The organism is Brevibacillus sp. NL20B1, assembly GCF_018195675.1.
Lineage (GTDB): Bacteria > Bacillota > Bacilli > Brevibacillales > Brevibacillaceae > Brevibacillus > Brevibacillus aydinogluensis.
This window is the reverse complement of sequence record NZ_JAGTPT010000041.1, coordinates 1-15,261: the sequence shown is the minus strand read 5'-3', so window position 1 is coordinate 15,261 and position 15,261 is coordinate 1. Positions and strand designations below refer to the sequence as shown.

Sequence of the window (15,261 nt, the reverse complement as noted above, 5' to 3'; positions counted from 1 at the left end):
GAAGGTATATATCGCGGAGAGTTACCCAAGAGGCCGAAGGGGACGGTTTGCTAAACCGTTAGTACGCGATTAGCGTAGCGAGGGTTCGAATCCCTCACTCTCCGCCATATTCCTTACAGCATTCATACTGCATGGCGGTGTAGCTCAGCTGGCTAGAGCGTTCGGTTCATACCCGAAAGGTCGGGGGTTCAAGCCCCTCCACCGCTACCATAGGGGCATAGTTTAACGGTAGAACGAAGGTCTCCAAAACCTTTGGTGTGGGTTCGATTCCTACTGCCCCTGCCATTTTTCCTATATTTTGACAACACGGCGGTCGTGGCGAAGTGGTTAACGCACCGGATTGTGGCTCCGGCATTCGTGGGTTCGAATCCCATCGATCGCCCCATGTATATCGAGGGAGTATAGCCAAGTGGTAAGGCACGGGTCTGCAAAACCTTCACCCCCGGTTCGAATCCGGGTACTCCCTCCACTTATACGTCCCAGTAGCTCAGCTGGATAGAGCAGCGGCCTTCTAAGCCGTCGGTCGGGAGTTCGAATCTCTCCTGGGACGCCATGTTATATATGCGGTCGTGGTGGAATTGGCAGACACACCATCTTGAGGGGGTGGCGGGGCGACCCGTGCGAGTTCGAGTCTCGCCGACCGCACCATCATGGCCCGTTGGTGAAGTGGTTTAACACAGCAGCCTTTCACGCTGTCATTCAGGGGTTCGAATCCCCTACGGGTCACCAAAGCTCATACACATCCACGAAGCCTTTTTTGACAAAGGCTTTTTTTTCTGCATATTGTCATGTACCGGAATAGAACCGAATAAAGCTGGGAATGGTGATAGAAGTGTCGCCGTTTTTCCCACTTTTGGGTGATTGCTATATGACCGGTTTTGAGGTACACTCCCAATTGAGAGAAAAACAAGAGAGAAATTTTGGAAAAACACTACCTAAGTCATAACTGCGCAGCATTTGACTTAGGTCGAGGAGAAGAACCAATGAGTGCATTGAGAGAGATCATTGAGGGATTATTCATCGGATTCACTTCTACAGTAGGGGTGATTAGTGCCTACCAAACGTTGGTATCATGTGCCGGCCTGTTCCGCAATAACGAGCAGGTCACCCATGAACCGCAAAAGACATTTGCAGTACTGGTGGCGGCACACAACGAAAGCGCGGTCATTGCACCGCTCATCGAAAACCTGAAGCAGCTGGATTACCCCCGCGACATGTACGATATCTTCGTGATCTGCGACAACTGTACCGACAATACGGCGGAGATCGTCAGAGCGCACGGCGCGTACGCGTGCGAGCGATTTGATTCGTCCAAACGCGGGAAGGGCTACGGCATCGAGTGGATGCTGGAGAACCTCTGGGCGATGCCCAAACAGTATGACGCTGTCGTGATGTTTGACGCAGACAACCTGGTAGAGAAAAACTTCCTGCGCGTGATGAACGATCGCCTCTGCAAAGGAGCGCGCGTCATCCAGGCCTACCTGGATTCCAAAAACCCGTTTGACTCGTGGATTACGCTTTCGTACGCAGTCACGTACTGGTTTACCAACCGGATGTGGCAGCTGGCCCGTCACAACCTGGGGCTGCCCAACACACTAGGCGGAACCGGTCTGTGTATCGAGAGCAATCTGCTCAAGGAGATGGGCTGGGGTGCCACCAGCTTGACGGAAGACCTGGAGTTTGCCACCCGCTGTATCGAACGAGGCATTTACCCGACGTGGGCGCACGACACGAAGGTGTGGGATGAAAAACCGATTGATCTGAAGGCTTCCATGCGGCAGCGGCTTCGCTGGATGCAGGGACATTATGACGTGGCAGGGCGTTACATCGGCACCGTCCTGAAAAACGGCCTGAAGCAGCGCCGTCTTGGCATGCTGGACGCGGCGTTTTACCTGTTTCAGCCGATGTATGTGCTGATTGTCACAATGATGTCGCTGTTGTTTTTGGGACGCTTTTTTGAGATTGAGGCGTTCATGCCGATTGTCAGCTTCCTGCCGGACTGGATGATCTACGGATCGACAGCAGTTTTCTACCTGCTGCCGCTATTGGCCCTGTACCTGGACAAGGTGCCGCTAAAAGGTTACTTCGGGCTGCTGCTGCTCCCATTCTTCTTCCTCACCTGGCTCCCGATTCTGTTCTACGCGTTCTTCACCAAGAACAACCAGGTGTGGAGTCACACGTCGCACACACGGGCCATTCGCATCGAAGAAATACAACAGTGACCATAGAGACGGAAAAAACCACAGGGCCATTCCCTGTGGTTTTTCCTGTCTTTCGGTTCGCACGTCCGTCGTGACTTCTGTTATAATAAATCGATGGATGAATCGCCAGGCGGTGTCTGTAAATCCGTTTGGCCGGCATCCCGACGGAAAGGAGCACAGCCATGAAACAAGCATCTGTACACGCGGATACCCCGCGCCTGTGGGGAAACAAGCGTTATCATACATGGAACTATCACTTGCGCCAGACGTTTCACGAGAAGGTGTTCAAGGTGCCGCTGGACGGCGGGTTTACCTGCCCGAACCGGGACGGCACGGTAGCCACCGGGGGATGCACGTTTTGCAGCGCCCGCGGCTCGGGTGATTTTGCCGGGGACCGGCGGATGGATCTGGAGCGCCAGTTCCACGACGTAAAAACCCGCATGCACACGAAGTGGCCGTCCGCCAAGTACATCGGGTTTTTCCAGGCGTACACCAACACGTACGCGCCCGTGGAGGAACTGCGCGAGATGTACGAGGTGGTTTTGAAACAGGAGGGCGTGGTCGGCCTGTCGATCGCCACGCGGCCCGACTGCTTGCCGGATGACGTGGTGGAGTATCTGGCCGAACTGAACGAACGGACGTATCTCTGGGTGGAGCTGGGGCTGCAAACCATCCACGAGCGTACCGCCAAACTGATCAATCGCGCCCACGATTACCAGTGCTACCTGGACGGCGTGGAAAAACTGCGCAAACACAACATCCGCGTATGTTCCCACATCATTTACGGATTGCCGGGTGAAACCCATGAAGACATGATGGAGACGGCCAAGGCCGTGGCCCATCTCGACGTGCAGGGCATCAAGATCCATCTGCTTCATCTGCTGCGCAAAACGCCGATGGTCAAGCAGTACGAGGCAGGGCTGCTGGAGTTTCTGACCCAGGAAGAGTACACCAAATTGGTGGTGGACACCCTGGAAATTCTGCCGCCAGAGATGATTGTCCACCGCGTGACGGGGGACGGGCCTCCCGACTTGCTGATCGGTCCGATGTGGAGCCGCAAGAAATGGGAAGTGCTGAACGGCATCGACGCCGAACTGGAACGGCGCAACACTTGGCAAGGCAAGTATTACGAACCGAAGACGACCTGAGGCCATCCATGGCCGATTGAGAAAAAGGGAGCCTGTACACGGGCTCCCTTTTCATTGTTGACGGGTTCACGGCCGCTGCAGCACTTTTCGCGCCTTCCCCGGGTAGTTGGTGATAATGCCGTCTACCCCCATTTCGGCAGCCTGCCGGATGCGGGCAGATTTGTCAATGGTCCAACCGACCACTTGAAAGCCGCGTGCTTTCGCTTCTTCCACCAGGGAGGGGGTCAGCTGGTCTTCCGGCACGTGGAGCTGATTTGTTCCGTAGCGGGCGCCCACTTCCCAGGGATGCTGAAGCGGTCCGACGTACAGCAGGCCGGTAGCTTGCGCGGGCTCCAGCTCTTTGATGCGCAGCAGGCTGTCAAAGTTAAACGAGGAGACGACGGTTCGCTCCGTCAGCTGATAGCGCTTGATCAAGTCGATCACCCGTTCCTCCAGATGAGGCTGGGGGACGAGAAAGTTTTTCAATTCGATGATAAACCGCAGCGACGTAGGGGCGAACGCGTCCAGGACTTCCTTCAGCGACGGTATGCGCGTCTGGCTCGTGGACTGTCGGGCCCCCTTGTCGGCCCGCAGCCGCCTAAGCTGCCGCCAGGTGTGCTGCTGAACGGCGCCCGTGCCGTTGGTGGTGCGCTCCAGCAGATGATCGTGAATCACCACCACTTTTCCATCGAGGCTCAACTGCACATCCAGTTCCAGGCCGTCCGCACGCCGCTTGAGCGCGCCGTAAAAGGCTTCCATCGTATTTTCCGGATAGATGCCGGAAGCGCCGCGATGTGCGTATACGAGAGGGGTCACGTGGCTTCCTCCTTCCGCAGGTCATCCGCTTTGCCGCTTCTCCCTTACATGTATATGTATAAAGCCCCTCACTACGACCAGGCAGGAGGGGCTTTTGACGCCCCTTACGCACAAGCGCACAGCACGATCACGAGCAGTACAAAGAGCACCAGCACCAGGGCAAAATCGTTGGTAAGGCGGAAACTCACAGCAGAACCTCCTTCCCGGCAGTAAACCTTCTTGTTATTCTATGGCCATAAGAAGCAATTGGCGCTCGCCGTAAAATGAAATGGGGCAAAGAGGAGGCAGCCGACATTTTGTACACTGTGGAGAATGACCTTGGGCGCCAACGTGTTACAATGAGAGAAAACTGGAGAAAGGGGAACGCGCATGAGCGATGTAGCCGCGATGCAGGCAGCAGGAGATTTAGTGGTGGATCAACGAAATCGGCGGGTGAAGCTGCATCTGTACGACAGCGGTCGTATCGGCGAGATGGACGCCATCATGAGGCGGCTGGCCGAAGAGACGGACGCGACCAAGCTGATCGTGTACGGCAAAAAAAAGGACGTGCCGCTGTGGCTTTCCCTCGGCTACAGGCAGGAAGGGACGATTGACGGATTTTTTCGAGGCGAAAATGCGCAGATGCTTTCCTGCTTTCTGACGGAAGAACGGGCAGTATCTGCCGCGCCTCAAGTCGCGGAGGACATCTTGCAGCTCAGCCTGGCAAAAGCGGGCCAAGGAGAGGTCAAGCCGCTTCCGCCAGGGTACATCCTGCGGGTGGCCACGCCGGCGGACGCGGATGAACTGGCCCGATTGTACAGGCTGGTGTTTGCCACCTATCCGACGCCGATGGACGACCCGGACTACGTGCGAAAGACCATGAGCGAGAGTACCTACTACGTCGTCGCCGAGTATGACGGCCGGATTGCCTGTGCCGCCTCTGCGGAGGTGACAGAACGTTTTGGCTCCGCCGAACTGACGGACTGTGCCACCCACCCGGACCACGTCGGAAAGGGGCTGCTGCAGCCGTTGTTTGCCGCTCTGGAAGAAAAAATGGAGGAGATGGGCATTTACTACCTGTACACGCTGACACGGGCCCAATCTCCCGGCATGAATGTGACGGCAGCCAAACACGGCTATAAGTACCGCGGACGGCTGATCAACAACTGCACCATTTTTTCCGGATACGAAGACATGAACATCTGGGTGAAGCCGTTGCGTCCCACTTTCGAGTAGGCCTACGCCTCGGCGGGGTACAACTGCTGCTGCAGGCGCCGGGCCATGAGGGCCAGCCGAAGCTGCCAGCGCTGATGAGCATCCTCCAGGTTGACCCCGGTTTTGTCTTCGATTTGGGTCAAGCGGTATTTCAGCGTGTGCCGGTGAATATATAACGCTTGGGATGTCTTCAGGCCGTTGCCGTTGTGATCCAGATAGGCGCTGAGCGTCTCCAGGAGCTGCTGATTGTGCCTGGCGTCGTAGCGGATCAGCGGGTCGAGCAGCGGCTGCCAGAGGGCCTCCAGCATCTCCCGGCTGCGATGGTACGGAAACAAAAACTGGTACCCGCGCATCTCCCCGAAGCGGAGCAAAGCGGGCGAGCGAGCCAGGAGCGGATACGCCTGCAGCGCGAACAGGGCCTCCTCGGCTGCTTCCGCCAGCGCGGTCAACTGGCCGCGCGGATTGCTGAGCGCCACCTGCAGGGGAGACGCGGGGTGCAGCCGTTCCCAGCGGGCAGCAAATTGCTCCAGCAGCGCAAGGCTGGTTTGGTCATGCGGCAGGATGAACAACAGACAGTGGGGGCGTTCGCGCAGCAGGTAGGAGCGGTGGTGCCGATCGCACAGTCGTCTCATCAGCGTAATGCACGCCTGATGCAGGTCGGACAAAGCGGCGCCATCGCCCGTGCCCACTTTGACCGCGGCCACCATGTGACTGCCGGTGAGCGGGTAGCCCAGCATGCGGCTGCGGTGATCCAGTTCGTCCGCACGGAGGGGACGACCGCTCAGCAATTCGTCCACGAAATCTCCTTTCAGACGCCATTCTGTGGCCGCCACCGCCCGTTCCTTGACGTATTCCAGCGCGCAGAGAGTGGCTGCGTGCTGCAGGGCAACATCGTCCAGCTCTTTCCACTGCCCTTCTGCTTTAGTCAGGGTGAGCGTGCCGAAATGTTCCCGGCTGGCGCGAATGGGCACCGCGTGCTCGCTGGTCTTTCCGCCTGCGATCGCCTCACCGCTTGTACCTCCGTGTTGGACCACTTCAAACCCGAGCGCATCCACCAGCTTGACTGCGCCGCCAGTCAACTGGGCCAGCTCCGCCGCAATGGCGGGCAGCCCGCCTTTGGACAACGCCGCCTCGATCATCCGGTTGTGAATCGCCTGCGAGTAGGCCAGCGTCTCAAACTGCCGGTTGATGATCGGCTGCAGGATCGCCTTGGTGATCGTGGAAAAGTTCATTTCCACCGGGATTTCGATCAACGGAAGCCCGAAGCGGTCCGCCATGTGGACGAGGTCGGCGGGAATCTCGCGCAGGTAAAAGCCCGTGTGCAGGGCGACACCGCTCAACTTTCGTTCAGCCAGCGAGGGAATCAGCGACGCCCGGCGCTGTTCGTCCTCGGACAATCCAAATCCGGTCGTAATCAGAAACTCGCCTTCCTGCAACCGGGTGACATCCTCCAGCACTTCCACGATCGTGACCCAGCGGATCGGGTTGTCCAGCCCGGCGGCCCCTCCGACCAGCCGCGTTTGAACCATGTCGGGCAATTGCAGCGCTTCGCGTATCGTAATGGTCATCTTCAATCCTCCCTGTTTCCAACACCCGATCTCTTATACAAAATGTACAAAAGATTTTGTCTAGTTTCCACGCTTTTTTGCCAGCTCGTCGAATGGAGCGGACGCTCTCTTCCGTTAGGATGAAAAGAGAGAAAAGGTGAGGTGGCTATCATGCAGAGAAGCTATGTGATCAAGCCCGAATTGGGCAAATCGTATCCGTTCGTGTCCCACGGCAAGGGGATCTACCTGTACGACAAGGAAGGGAATCGGTACATCGACGGCTGCTCCGGCGCGGTGACAGCCAGCATTGGTCACGGCGTGGAGGAAATCGCCGAGGCGATGTACGCGCAGGCCCGCAGCGTCTCGTTTGCCTACCGCTCCCACTTCAGCAGTGATGCAGTGGAGGAATTGGGGGCCAAACTTGCGGAGTGGGCCCCGGGGTCGCTCAACTGGAGCTTTTTTGTCAGCAGCGGCTCAGAGGCGACGGAGACGGCGCAGAAGATCGCCATTCAGTACTGGCAGGAAAAGGGATATGCGACCAAAAACCGGATCATTTCCCGTTGGATGAGCTATCACGGCATTACGATGGGGGCGCTCTCCATGTCCGGCCACGTGCTGCGGCGCAAGCGTTTTGTCCCGCTGTTGGCTGACGGCCCGAAAATTTCACCGCCCTATCCGTATCGCCGGCCGGAGGGGATGTCGCTGGAAGCGTACGCGCTGGCCTGCGCCAACGAACTGGAGACGGCGATTTTGCGCATCGGTCCGGAGCATGTGGCCGCATTTATCGCCGAACCGGTGATCGGCGCTTCGGGCGGTGCGGTTGTGCCGCCGGACGGATATTTCCAGCGCATCCGCGAGATTTGCGACAAGTACCAGGTGCTGTTCATCGCCGACGAAGTCATGACCGGTGTGGGCCGCACGGGCAAGCCGTTCGGGATTGATCACTGGGGCGTGCAGCCCGACCTGATGGCCTTGGGCAAGGGTATGAGCGCCGGTTACACGCCGATGGCGGCGGCGATGGCCACAGACGACATCATCGAGACGATTGCGCGCGGCTCGGGATTGATCATGGCCGGTCACACGTACAGCGCCAATCCGCAGTCGGCGGCAGTTTCGCTCGCGGTGCTGCGCTACGTGGAAAAACATCAGCTGGTGGAAAAGGCGGCTGAGCGAGGGGCCTACCTGTTGAGCCGCTTGCGCGAACTGGCCGACGAACTGCCGCTGATCGGCGAAGCGCGCGGACTGGGGATGCTGTGCGGCCTGGAGTTTGTCAAGGACAAAAAGACCAGGGAACCGTTCCCGCTGGCCCAGGGCGTAACCGCCCGCATTATTAAGCGGGCGTTTGAAAAAGGGCTGCTCATCTACCCGGCGACGGGCGGATTGGATGGCGTGGCCGGGGACGCAGTCATTATCGCGCCACCGCTGACGATCACGACCGAAGAAATCGACGAATTGATCGCCCTGCTGAAAGAATCGATCGCAAGCGTAGAGCAGGAACTGCGACAGGAAGCGCTGCTGGTCTGACGGGCAGGGGGGAGGAGAAACATGGCCAACCGGTTTGACAAAGTGATTTCACTGGAAGATGCCTTGACGTATTTTCACGACGGGATGACCCTGCTTGCCGGCGGTTTCGGCGGAGTGGGCAACCCGCCCACGCTGATCCAGGGCATCCTCGACAAGGGCGTGCGGGACATCACGCTGATCAGCAACGACACCGCCTTTCCGCACATCGGCGTCGGCAAGCTGGTCACCGAGCGGAGGGTGAAAAAGGTAATCGCCTCCCACATCGGTTCCAACCCCAACGCCGGGGCCCAGATGACAGCCGGGGAGCTTGAGGTGGAGTTTTGCCCCCAAGGCATCCTCGCCGAGCGCATCCGTGCGGGCGGAGTGGGGCTGGGCGGCATCCTGTCCGACATCGGGATCGGCACCATCGCTGAAAAAGGCAAGGAAAAAGTGATCGTCGACGGCAAGGAATACCTGCTGGAGACGCCGCTGACAGCGGAGGTGGCCATCGTCTACGCCAAAAAGGCGGACCGCTTCGGCAATCTGGTGTACGACACGAGCGCCCGCAACTTCAACCCGCTGGTGGCGATGGCGGGCGACATCACCATCGTGGAGGCGGAGGAGATCGTGGAGATCGGCGAACTGGACCCTGAAGAGATTGTCACACCAGGAGTGTTCGTCCACGGCATCGTGCAGAGTGAGGGGGTGAACTGGCAATGGGCTTGGGAGAAGTAAACCGGACGGAAACCTATCGGGAACGGATTGCCCGCCGGGCGGCGCAGGAGATCGAGGACGGCATGATCATCAATCTGGGCATCGGCATTCCGACGCTGGTGGCCGACTTCATTCCGCCGGAGAAACGGGTGATGTTTCACGCGGAAAACGGCATCCTCGGTACCGGCCCCAGTCCGGCCAAGGGGGAGGAAAACCCGATGCTCTGCAACGCCGGAGGGTTTCCCGTCACGCTGGTGAAAGGTGCGTCGTTCTTTGACAGCGCCACCGCCTTTGCCATCATCAGACGGGGGCTGTTGGACATGACCATTCTCGGCGTGCTTGAGGTAAGCCAGCGGGGCGACATCGCCAACTGGATCGTGCCGGGCAAGCGCGTTCCGGGCATGGGTGGGGCGATGGAGCTGGCGCAGAAGGCCAAACGGGTGATGGTGCTGACCACCCATCTGGACAAGAACGGCCGTTCCAAAATCGTGCGGGAATGCTCACTGCCCCTGACGGCCAAGGCAGCCGCCAACCTGATCATCACTGACATGGCGGTGATGGAAGTTCGGGAAGACGGGCTGTATCTGCGCGAAGTGATGGAACCATACAGCGTCGCGGACGTGATCGGCGCGACGGAGGCGGAGCTGAAGCTGGACGGCGACGTCGGCGTATTTCGCTGAGGCGGCGGGCGATACAAAACGGACGATACGGACAAAGCTGCCCGCCGGCTCTCGCATGGAAAACGAAAACGGACGCGAGGCAGATACCATTTGCCACGCAGGCAAAAGGAGGGTAACGATGGCAAACTGGCAGACGCTGATCCGCGAACAAATCGCCAAGGAAAAGGAGGCGGCCACGAAACTCCTGCAGGCATGGGTGCGGGAGGCAAGCGTGCAGGGCAATGAGCGCTCCATCCAGGAGAGCATCGCCAAGACGCTGCACGCGATGGGGCTGGAAGTCGATCTGTGGGTGATGGAAGGAGACGAATTGTTAAAACACCCGTATTTCGTCTCGCCGCGGACTGTGTTCGCGGACAGCCCCAACGTGGTGGGCGTGTGGAAAGGAACGGGCGGAGGCCGCTCGATCATTCTCAACGGGCACGTGGACGTGGTGCCGGCCGGCGACCCTGCCCAGTGGTCGCACGACCCGTTCAGCGGCGAAGTGGTGGACGGTAAGCTGTACGGCCGCGGCGCAACCGACATGAAAGGGGGAAACCTGGCCTCGCTCTTGGCGATCCAGGTGCTGCAGGCGCTGGGGGTGCGGCTCAAGGGGGATGTCATCTTTCAAAGCGTAGTGGAAGAGGAGAGCGGCGGCGCAGGCACGCTGGCAACCATCCTGCGCGGCTACAAGGCGGACGCCGCCCTTATCCCTGAGCCGACCAACATGAAGATTTTCCCCAAGCAGCAGGGCTCGATGTGGTTCCGCCTGACGGTAAAGGGACGCTCTGCCCACGGCGGCACCCGCTACGAAGGGGTGAGCGCGATCGAGAAAAGCATGCGCGTAGTCGATGCGATTGCCCGCCTGGAAAAAGAGCGAAACGACCGGATAAACGATCCGCTGTACGCCAAGCTGCCTATTCCCATCCCGATCAATATTGGCGTGATCGAAGGCGGCAAATGGCCGTCCTCCGTGGCCGATCTGGTCAAGCTGGAGGGACGGATGGGGGTGGCGCCGGGCGAGCGGATGGAAGACGCCCGGGCGGACATGGAGGCCGCTCTGCGCCGCTTGGCCGACGAGGACCCCTGGTTTGCTGAACATCCGGTGGAACTGGAGTGGTTCGGGGCGCGCTGGGTGCCGGGGGCGGTGGCGGAGGATCACCCGCTGATGGACATCCTGCAGCGGCAGTTTGTAGCCGTGACGGGCCGGCGCGCCGTAGTGGAAGCCTCGCCGTGGGGCACGGATGGGGGCCTTTTGACGACACTGGCCGACACGCCTGCCATCGTGGTGGGTCCGGGCGTCACCCAGGTGGCTCACTACCCCGATGAGTACATCGAACTGGACGCCGTTTTCCAATGCGCCGAAATCTTTGCCCTGACACTGCTGGAGTGGTGCGGAACGGATGACGCGGCGAACTAGCTGGTCTGAGGCAGGCAGCGATGCAGCGATAAAGGAGCGGCTCACATGAGTCCGCTTCCCGCCTGATGGAGCGTGCTGGTTGGGCGCACCTCTGGGCTGTACTGAAGTAATGTGCAACCTGTCACTGCATGGCCGCCGACCCGTTGGAGGAAGGCTGAAACGCGGTGGAGAAAGAGTTGGAGCAGTTGCACACCTCATCGCGAATGGAGGGAGGAAGAGGACGATGAAAAAAGCGTGCTATATCGGCGGACAGTGGGTGGAGACGGGTGCCTATGCTCCGCTGTACGCCCCGTACAGCGGCGAGGTAATCGCGGAAATCGCCCAGGCCGACAGAAATACGGTGGAACGGGCGATTAGCGCCGCGCAGGAAGCGGCACCGGTCATGCGCAGCATGCCGGCGTACCAACGGGCCGCCATTTTGGAGAAAATCTCCGGATTGCTGAACGAACGGCTGGAAGAAGCGGCGAAAATCATCGCGCAGGAAGCGGGCAAGCCGATCAAAACGGCGCGGGGCGAAGTGATCCGCACCATCCAGACCTACAAGTTCGCTGCGGAAGAAGCCAAACGGATTTACGGCGAGACGCTGCCGCTGGACGCCGCCATTGGCGGGGAAGGGCGGCTGGCGTACACGGTGCGCGAACCATTGGGCGTCATCGGCGCCATCACGCCGTTCAACTTCCCGATGAACCTGGTTGCGCACAAGGTGGGGCCGGCCATCGCGGCAGGCAATACGGTAGTGCTGAAGCCGGCGTCGCAAACGCCGCTCTCCGCCTTTTTCCTGGCGGAGCTGGCCGAACAGGCGGGGCTGCCGGCTGGCGCGCTCAACATCGTCACCGGCAGCGGCGGCACCGTCGGCGACCTGCTGGTGACCGATCCGCGCGTCAAGGCGATCACGTTTACGGGCAGTCCGGCTGTCGGCATCAACATCCGCAACCGCGCCGGATTGAAGCGGGTGACGCTGGAACTGGGCTCCAACTCCGCCGTGATCGTGGACCGCGACGCCAATCTGGACGACGTGATTCCGCGCTGCATTTTTGGCGCGTTTGCCTACTCCGGTCAGGTGTGCATTTCCGTCCAACGGATTTATGTCGCTGCGGAGCTGTACGACACGTTCGTGGAACGTTTCGTTGCGGAGACGCGCAGGCTGCGGGGAGGCGATCCGCTGTCCGAAGAGGCCGACTACTCGGCAATGATCAGCCCGAAAGAAACGGAACGGGTGCTGGAGTGGATCGAGGAGGCCAGGCAGCGGGGCGCCCGCGTCGAATGCGGCGGCGAAACGGACGGCCGCGTACTGCAGCCCACCGTCTTGACCGGTGTCCCGGCTGACGCCAAAATCTCCTGCCAGGAGGTGTTTGGACCAATCGTCCTGATCAACCCTGTCGAGTCGGTCGCCGAGGCGATTGCGCTGGTGAACGACTCCCGGTATGGCCTGCAGGCGGGCCTGTACACCAACAATCTTTCGCTTGCACTGCAGGCGGCTGACGCGCTGCATGTGGGCGGCGTGATGATCAACGACATCCCCACTTTCCGCGTCGACCACATGCCCTACGGCGGCGTCAAAGAGAGCGGCATGGGCCGCGAAGGCGTCAAGTACGCGATTGAAGAGATGACGGAGCTAAAGCTGGTTGTCGTGAAACGCTAGGGATAAACAGGAGAAAGTAAGGATCAGGTCATACGGTATGGCGCTGCATCTTCGTCGAAGCGATGCATCAGCGCTGCAGAACGACCCGGCTGCCCGCTGCTGGCCGCCGGGTCCATTTTTTTTGGAAAAATTGCAGGAAAGTGTTGCAAAATGAGAGGCAATTATGATATAGTTTAACTTGTCCGTATCGCGGAGGGATACCGAAGTGGTCATAACGGGGCGGTCTTGAAAACCGTTAGGGCGCAAGCCCACGGGGGTTCGAATCCCTCTCCCTCCGCCATATATCGAAAATCGAAAAACGTGATATGAGATCGACCTTGCGTATGTGTACACGATTCACATCGGAGGTCGATTTTTTTATGATTCCGCATGCAAAGACTGCCAAAAGGCTGCGGCCGCGGACAATGGCCGATTTCTTATGTCACTTTTATGAAAATCTCTTTGGTATTGTTTTCTCCGGCTTTCCAATTTTTCAACGTATCAAACGCATAATCTGTTGTATCCGGTATAACGGCTTTAAGTGTAGTTTCGCTTTCCCAGCTCATCGAAAGAATTGGAGTCGTAAAGTCAGCGCTTGTCAACATAGTTACAACATCATTCCTGTTTTCAAGCTCAGCTAACGTAAACGAATCCAACTCAATAATCATCAAGCTTTGCCTGATTACTTCCGTACCTTCGTTTCTCCCTAATAAGACTGCGAGATATTTCTTATCCGGGGAGAATGCGTGTGCCGTCAAAATGCTTCCTGAGAATAAGGGAATTGTTTTGATGGCATTGTTTTTTATCTGCACGAGAGTATGATTACAGAGCTTTATCCCACAGCCATATTTGATATCGCCGTAAATTGTTCCGGATGCAGATGTGAATGAAGTTGTCTGGATGCGGTTGCGTTCGCTTGCTCTTTCATGCGGCTCTGCTTGATCCAGGTATTTCTTTACAGAATCAACGTTTGAAATGGGGATTGTAATTGTTTTGGAATCGAGCGTAAGGGTTAGCGTTTCAGATTCGGATATTTGCGTCTGGTAACTGGACGGATCAGGCGATTGGCTTGCTGCAGGCTGTCCGCAGCCAGACACAACGAATGTTGTCAAGGACAACCCAAAATAAATGAACAACATTTTTTTCATAAATATCTCCTCTGGAAATTACAACATATCGTCTCAACGGACAGTGAGAAAGCCATCTGGATATCCTTCAAATGTTTGAACCTAAAATGAGTATATTAATCTGTATGATCTTACATATTTTATCATTTTTTGTATACCAATCGTAGTTCTGCTGTCATGAATGTGCTACAATTGGATAAAAACGGAAAAAGAAAATTTTCCTCATAACTGTCAGGATCGCGGTGAAGCGAAAAAGAGGAGTTCAAACAGGCCTATGAGGTTATAACGAAAGGGTGTTTTACTGTGATACCAACCTTGTACACGATCGCCATCCTTGCATTAATGGCAGGGTGCATCGATCCCGGAATGGATGCGACCGCTGCCGTAACGCCGGCGGAGTCTGCACAGCAACCGACATCCTCGGTGAAGCTGACAGAGGCGCAGAAAGCGGAAATTGCAAAACAATACGGATTAGAGAAGCCAAAGGACCCTGTCTTTAACACAAGTATTTTCAGTTTCGAATGGGGGTTCAGTTTCGCGCAATCCCAGCCGGAGCCAGCATCTGTACCTGAGGCCGTACCGGAAGCGGAAAGATCGCCAGAGCGGGACATGCTCTTCAATATGAGGGACATCACGAACCAATCTGAAACAGCGGTAGAAGGACTGCTCGGTACGCCCGTCAGGACGGAAACCGGAGAGTGGACGCTGCACCGGCCGGAGGAGAAGGTGACGTTTACCAGCCATGTCTACTCGGCCAAGATCGGTGAGGTGAAGGTCATTTTTATCAAGGGCAAGGCAGTGCGGATTGAGGTTAAGCCGAAGGAAGTGTTTACGTTTCCGGACGACGCGATCAAGGCGATGAGAGCGGTGGGACTGACAGTGCGGGATGGATTGGAGCCGGAAAGCGGAGGGACCCATCATCTGGATTTTGCTGGTATTGACGGCGTTTATGCTGTACGCGTGAAGGAAGACCTCAAAGGCAGCCCGGGGACGGTCGGGTATGTGCTGATTGTTACGGAAGAGAGATATACATGATGAGATTACCGCCCCTCTTCATCGTGAAGGAGTGATTTTGTACCCGTTAAGACAATTCCGCGGCCGCCAACAATTGCTGTTTACAGGTCGCACCACAAGCAGTTTTACGTTTAACCATTTCCTCATAGTTGAAGTCATTATTACGTATTTTATATTGATTCAGCTTGCGTTTAGCTCTATCATAAATTTCTATTGTGCCATTATCATACAGAAATATCAGGTACAATACTGTCGTGTCGTTTATTAAGGAAATTTTACAAGACTTATCAAATGGTAAATCTTCATCAAATTTGCTTACTT

14 protein-coding genes and 9 tRNA genes are annotated in these 15,261 nt (G+C 57.4%); 18 read left to right on the top strand and 5 right to left on the bottom strand.

Going from position 1 to position 15,261, the window contains the following annotated elements; all coding sequences use genetic code 11:
* Positions 1–15 precede the first annotated feature (15 nt).
* The 10 genes from KDN35_RS19430 to mnmL all read left to right on the top strand — a co-directional run bounded on the left by KDN35_RS19430 (position 16) and on the right by mnmL (position 3,349).
* Positions 16–107: transfer RNA gene (locus KDN35_RS19430), tRNA-Ser, on the top strand.
* A gap of 26 nt (positions 108–133) precedes the next feature.
* Positions 134–210, top strand: a tRNA-Met gene (locus tag KDN35_RS19425).
* Between the two features lies 1 nt (position 211).
* Positions 212–285: transfer RNA gene (locus KDN35_RS19420), tRNA-Trp, on the top strand.
* 24 nt (positions 286–309) lie between these two features.
* A tRNA-His gene (locus KDN35_RS19415) sits at positions 310–385 on the top strand.
* A 10-nt stretch (positions 386–395) separates the two neighbouring features.
* A tRNA-Cys gene (locus tag KDN35_RS19410) sits at positions 396–469 on the top strand.
* A gap of 7 nt (positions 470–476) precedes the next feature.
* Positions 477–553 (top strand) — tRNA-Arg (locus KDN35_RS19405).
* 10 nt (positions 554–563) lie between these two features.
* Positions 564–648 (top strand) — tRNA-Leu (locus tag KDN35_RS19400).
* A 4-nt stretch (positions 649–652) separates the two neighbouring features.
* A tRNA-Glu gene (locus KDN35_RS19395) sits at positions 653–729 on the top strand.
* Between the two features lie 254 nt (positions 730–983).
* Positions 984–2,222 carry a glycosyltransferase family 2 protein gene (locus KDN35_RS19390; protein ID WP_212133683.1) on the top strand — a complete coding sequence of 413 codons (1,239 nt, stop codon included), beginning with the start codon at positions 984–986 and terminating at the stop codon, positions 2,220–2,222.
* A 161-nt stretch (positions 2,223–2,383) separates the two neighbouring features.
* Entirely contained in the window at positions 2,384–3,349 is a 966-nt protein-coding gene (gene mnmL / locus KDN35_RS19385) for a tRNA modification radical SAM protein MnmL/YtqA (RefSeq protein WP_171567579.1), read from the top strand.
* A 66-nt stretch (positions 3,350–3,415) separates the two neighbouring features.
* Here mnmL and KDN35_RS19380 read toward each other — a convergent pair whose 3' ends face one another.
* Positions 3,416–4,144 carry a glycerophosphodiester phosphodiesterase gene (locus KDN35_RS19380; RefSeq protein ID WP_171567578.1) on the bottom strand — a complete coding sequence of 243 codons (729 nt, stop codon included), beginning with the start codon at positions 4,142–4,144 and terminating at the stop codon, positions 3,416–3,418.
* A gap of 104 nt (positions 4,145–4,248) precedes the next feature.
* The gene (locus tag KDN35_RS20015) at positions 4,249–4,332 is read right to left on the bottom strand and encodes a YjcZ family sporulation protein (RefSeq protein ID WP_171567581.1); all 84 of its coding nucleotides are present in this window, start codon (positions 4,330–4,332) and stop codon (positions 4,249–4,251) included.
* A 181-nt stretch (positions 4,333–4,513) separates the two neighbouring features.
* Between KDN35_RS20015 and ablB the strand changes: the two genes are divergently transcribed.
* A complete protein-coding gene (gene ablB / locus KDN35_RS19370; protein WP_212133682.1) occupies positions 4,514–5,359 on the top strand; it encodes a putative beta-lysine N-acetyltransferase in 846 nt (281 codons plus the stop codon).
* A 2-nt stretch (positions 5,360–5,361) separates the two neighbouring features.
* Here the strand turns inward: ablB and KDN35_RS19365 are convergent, their stop codons facing one another.
* Positions 5,362–6,906, bottom strand: coding sequence for a PucR family transcriptional regulator (locus KDN35_RS19365; RefSeq protein WP_212133680.1), 1,545 nt, complete (start codon positions 6,904–6,906; stop codon positions 5,362–5,364).
* A gap of 150 nt (positions 6,907–7,056) precedes the next feature.
* Between KDN35_RS19365 and KDN35_RS19360 the strand changes: the two genes are divergently transcribed.
* From KDN35_RS19360 to KDN35_RS19335, 6 genes are all read left to right on the top strand, one after another.
* A complete protein-coding gene (locus KDN35_RS19360; RefSeq protein ID WP_212133678.1) occupies positions 7,057–8,409 on the top strand; it encodes an aspartate aminotransferase family protein in 1,353 nt (450 codons plus the stop codon).
* Between the two features lie 21 nt (positions 8,410–8,430).
* Positions 8,431–9,123: a CoA transferase subunit A gene (locus KDN35_RS19355; RefSeq protein WP_171567574.1), complete on the top strand. Its 693-nt coding sequence runs from the start codon at positions 8,431–8,433 to the stop codon at positions 9,121–9,123.
* The gene (locus tag KDN35_RS19350) at positions 9,105–9,782 is read left to right on the top strand and encodes a 3-oxoacid CoA-transferase subunit B (RefSeq protein WP_171567573.1); all 678 of its coding nucleotides are present in this window, start codon (positions 9,105–9,107) and stop codon (positions 9,780–9,782) included. Before KDN35_RS19355 ends, KDN35_RS19350 begins: the two co-directional genes overlap by 19 nt.
* 118 nt (positions 9,783–9,900) lie before the next feature.
* Complete coding sequence (locus tag KDN35_RS19345) at positions 9,901–11,178, top strand: peptidase (protein ID WP_212133676.1); 1,278 nt, start codon at positions 9,901–9,903, stop codon at positions 11,176–11,178.
* 223 nt (positions 11,179–11,401) lie between these two features.
* Complete coding sequence (locus KDN35_RS19340; RefSeq protein WP_212133674.1) at positions 11,402–12,820, top strand: aldehyde dehydrogenase family protein; 1,419 nt, start codon at positions 11,402–11,404, stop codon at positions 12,818–12,820.
* 191 nt (positions 12,821–13,011) lie between these two features.
* A tRNA-Ser gene (locus KDN35_RS19335) sits at positions 13,012–13,100 on the top strand.
* 136 nt (positions 13,101–13,236) lie between these two features.
* Here KDN35_RS19335 and KDN35_RS19330 read toward each other — a convergent pair.
* On the bottom strand, positions 13,237–13,947 hold the full coding sequence (locus KDN35_RS19330; RefSeq protein WP_212133672.1) for a hypothetical protein: 711 nt from the start codon (positions 13,945–13,947) through the stop codon (positions 13,237–13,239).
* Positions 13,948–14,547: 600 nt separating this feature from the next.
* Between KDN35_RS19330 and KDN35_RS19325 the strand changes: the two genes are divergently transcribed.
* Positions 14,548–14,961: a hypothetical protein gene (locus KDN35_RS19325; RefSeq protein WP_212133670.1), complete on the top strand. Its 414-nt coding sequence runs from the start codon at positions 14,548–14,550 to the stop codon at positions 14,959–14,961.
* A gap of 46 nt (positions 14,962–15,007) precedes the next feature.
* On the opposite strand, the gene KDN35_RS19320 is transcribed toward KDN35_RS19325, so the two are convergent.
* Positions 15,008–15,261 (bottom strand): hypothetical protein (locus KDN35_RS19320; protein WP_212133668.1); only part of this gene is annotated, 254 nt, incomplete at its 5' end.

Bases quoted from the DNA above. Each gene is read 5' to 3' on its own strand.
- KDN35_RS19345 (WP_212133676.1), top strand. From the start codon at position 9,901: ATGGCAAACTGGCAGACGCTGATCCGCGAACAAATCGCCAAGGAAAAG.
- KDN35_RS19360 (WP_212133678.1), top strand. From the start codon at position 7,057: ATGCAGAGAAGCTATGTGATCAAGCCCGAATTGGGCAAATCGTATCCG.
- KDN35_RS19365 (WP_212133680.1), bottom strand. From the start codon at position 6,906: ATGACCATTACGATACGCGAAGCGCTGCAATTGCCCGACATGGTTCAA.
- ablB (WP_212133682.1), top strand. From the start codon at position 4,514: ATGAGCGATGTAGCCGCGATGCAGGCAGCAGGAGATTTAGTGGTGGAT.
- mnmL (WP_171567579.1), top strand. From the start codon at position 2,384: ATGAAACAAGCATCTGTACACGCGGATACCCCGCGCCTGTGGGGAAAC.
- KDN35_RS19340 (WP_212133674.1), top strand. From the start codon at position 11,402: ATGAAAAAAGCGTGCTATATCGGCGGACAGTGGGTGGAGACGGGTGCC.
- KDN35_RS19355 (WP_171567574.1), top strand. From the start codon at position 8,431: ATGGCCAACCGGTTTGACAAAGTGATTTCACTGGAAGATGCCTTGACG.
- KDN35_RS19325 (WP_212133670.1), top strand. From the start codon at position 14,548: ATGAGGGACATCACGAACCAATCTGAAACAGCGGTAGAAGGACTGCTC.
- KDN35_RS19390 (WP_212133683.1), top strand. From the start codon at position 984: ATGAGTGCATTGAGAGAGATCATTGAGGGATTATTCATCGGATTCACT.
- KDN35_RS19330 (WP_212133672.1), bottom strand. From the start codon at position 13,947: ATGAAAAAAATGTTGTTCATTTATTTTGGGTTGTCCTTGACAACATTC.
- KDN35_RS19350 (WP_171567573.1), top strand. From the start codon at position 9,105: ATGGGCTTGGGAGAAGTAAACCGGACGGAAACCTATCGGGAACGGATT.